The sequence below is a fragment of the Kineococcus terrestris genome (assembly GCF_041020755.1).
GTDB lineage: Bacteria > Actinomycetota > Actinomycetes > Actinomycetales > Kineococcaceae > Kineococcus > Kineococcus terrestris.
This window is the reverse complement of the sequence record NZ_JBEUEI010000071.1, coordinates 1-2,363: the sequence shown is the minus strand read 5'-3', so window position 1 is coordinate 2,363 and position 2,363 is coordinate 1. Positions and strand designations below refer to the sequence as shown.

Sequence of the window (2,363 nt, the reverse complement as noted above, 5' to 3'; positions counted from 1 at the left end):
ACGGACCGGCCGGTCCGTCCCCCCTCGCGCACGGGTGCCCCGGGTGGGATTCGAACCCACACTGGATCGAGTTTGAGTCGACTGCCTCTGCCGGTTGGGCTACCGGGGCGCGGCGGCGTCACCCTAGCAACCGGGCGGGTGCCCACCGGCCGTGGGACGGGACGCCGCCGGGCGGGGCGCGGCGTCTAGGATGACGCCCGTGACGAACACTGCCGACACCGCCGCCAGCGCCCCCACGACCACCCGCCGCGTGGTCGTGGCGGAGGACGAGGCGATCATCCGCCTCGACATCGTGGAGATGCTGCGCGAGGCGGGGTACGACGTGGTCGGCGAGGCCGGCGACGGCGAGCAGGCCGTCGCGCTGGCCGAGGAGCACAAGCCCGACCTGGTCGTCATGGACATCAAGATGCCGGTGCTGGACGGCATCTCGGCCGCCGAGCGCATCGTGCGCGCCCGCATCGCGCCCGTCGTGCTGCTGACGGCGTTCTCCCAGGCCGAGCTGGTGGAGCGGGCGCGCGACGCCGGGGCGATGGCCTACGTCGTCAAGCCGTTCACGTCCGCCGACCTGCTGCCCGCGGTGGAGATCGCCGTGAGCCGGCACCAGCAGATCATGGCGCTGGAGGACGAGGTCGCCGACCTCGCCGACCGCTTCGAGACCCGCAAGCTCGTCGACCGCGCCAAGTCGAAGCTGCAGACGCAGTTCGGGATGACCGAGCCCGAGGCGTTCCGCTGGATCCAGAAGACCTCGATGGACAAGCGCCTGACGATGCGCGAGGTCGCCACCACCGTCATCAGCGCCGGCGACGACCGCTCCTGAGCCCGGCCGGGCGCGCGACACACCGCACCGCACCCGCGGACGAGGACGTCCGCGGGTGCGCGCACGTCCCGGCACGCAGCGTCGCCGACGGCGTGCGGGTGGTCGGAACGACCACCCGCACGGGCGACCGCTGGTCGATCTGTGTAACAGACCGGTGAACAACCTCCACGGTTCACCTCCTCGACGGCCGCCCCTCCTCTACTGTTCCCCCGGTCCCGCCCCTGCGCGCAGGGGCGGACGGGGACGTGCGCTCGCGCGTCCGTGCGACACCACCAGGAGGACTCGCCCGTGCGCTCCATCGTCAAGCTCGCGACCCCCGTCGCGGCGGCCGCCCTGCTCCTGACCGCCTGCGGCGGCACCACCGGAACCGGTACCGAGGGCGGCACGGAGGCCGCCGGCGGCGGTGCCACCGGGGAGTGCCCCGACGGCGTGAGCATCGGCTTCTTCGGCGCCCTGACGGGCCCGAACGCCAACCTCGGCGTCAACATCAAGAACGGCGTCCAGCTGGCCGTCGACCAGCACAACGCCGAGGACGGGGCCTGCCAGGTCACCGTCACCGACTACGACTCCCAGGGCCTGCCCGAGCAGGCGACCGGTCTGGCGACCCAGGCCGTCGGCGACGAGGCCGTCCTCGGCGTCGTCGGCCCCGCCTTCTCCGGCGAGTCCCGCGTCGCCGACCCGATCTTCGACGAGGCCGGCCTCGTGGCGATCACCCCCTCGGCGACGAACCCCGCGCTGGCCGAGAACGGCTGGTCGACGTTCTTCCGCGTGCTGGGCAACGACGCCTCGCAGGGCCCGGCCGCGGCCACGTACATCACCGACGTGCTGGGCGCGCAGAACGTCTTCGTCGTCGACGACGCCTCGGAGTACGGCAAGGGCCTGGCCGACATCGTCCGCGAGGAGCTGGGCGCGGCGAACACCGGCAACGACACCGTGCAGAGCGGCCAGACCGACTTCTCCGCCACCGTGGCGGCGATCCGCGCGGCGAACCCGGACGCGGTGTTCTTCGGCGGGTACTACCCCGAGGCCGGCCTGATGCTGCGCCAGATGCGCGAGGGCGGCCTGCAGACCCCGTTCGTCACCGACGACGGCGCCAAGGACGACGGCCTCATCGACGCCGCCGGCGCCGCGAACGCCGAGGGCGCCATCATCACCTGCCCGTGCCTGCCGCCGGAGGAGGCCGAGGGCACCTTCGCGGCCGACTACGAGGCCGAGTTCGGCACCGCCCCGGCCACGTACTCCGCCGAGGGCTACGACGCCGCGACGATCCTGCTCGACGGCATCGCCGAGGGGAACTACGACCGCGAGTCGCTGCTGGAGTTCGTGCGCTCCTACGACGCGCCCGGTGTGACCAAGCAGCTGTCCTTCGACGAGCAGGGCGAGCCCGCCGACGTCGTCGTGTGGAGCTACAAGGTCACCGACGGAGCGATCGTCGCGGACCAGGAGATCCCCACCTCCTGAGGACCGGTCCGGGGGGGGGGGGGGGGGGGGGGGGGGGGGGGGCCGGGCCCGGCCCCCCCGCCCCCCGCCGCCCCCCCCCCCCCCC

The 2,363-nt window shown here is 73.6% G+C and carries 2 protein-coding genes and 1 tRNA gene; 2 read left to right on the top strand and 1 reads right to left on the bottom strand.

Features of this window, described 5'->3' with window-relative positions:
* Positions 1 to 35: 35 nt before the first annotated feature.
* Positions 36 to 109: transfer RNA gene (locus tag AB8M62_RS20060), tRNA-Leu, on the bottom strand.
* A gap of 81 nt (positions 110 to 190) precedes the next feature.
* Between AB8M62_RS20060 and AB8M62_RS20055 the strand changes: the two genes are divergently transcribed.
* Together AB8M62_RS20055 and AB8M62_RS20050 are read left to right on the top strand one after the other, a co-directional pair.
* Entirely contained in the window at positions 191 to 817 is a 627-nt protein-coding gene (locus AB8M62_RS20055) for an ANTAR domain-containing response regulator (protein WP_369052205.1), read from the top strand.
* Between the two features lie 288 nt (positions 818 to 1,105).
* On the top strand, positions 1,106 to 2,278 hold the full coding sequence (locus tag AB8M62_RS20050) for a branched-chain amino acid ABC transporter substrate-binding protein (RefSeq protein ID WP_369052204.1): 1,173 nt from the start codon (positions 1,106 to 1,108) through the stop codon (positions 2,276 to 2,278).
* Positions 2,279 to 2,363 lie beyond the last annotated feature (85 nt).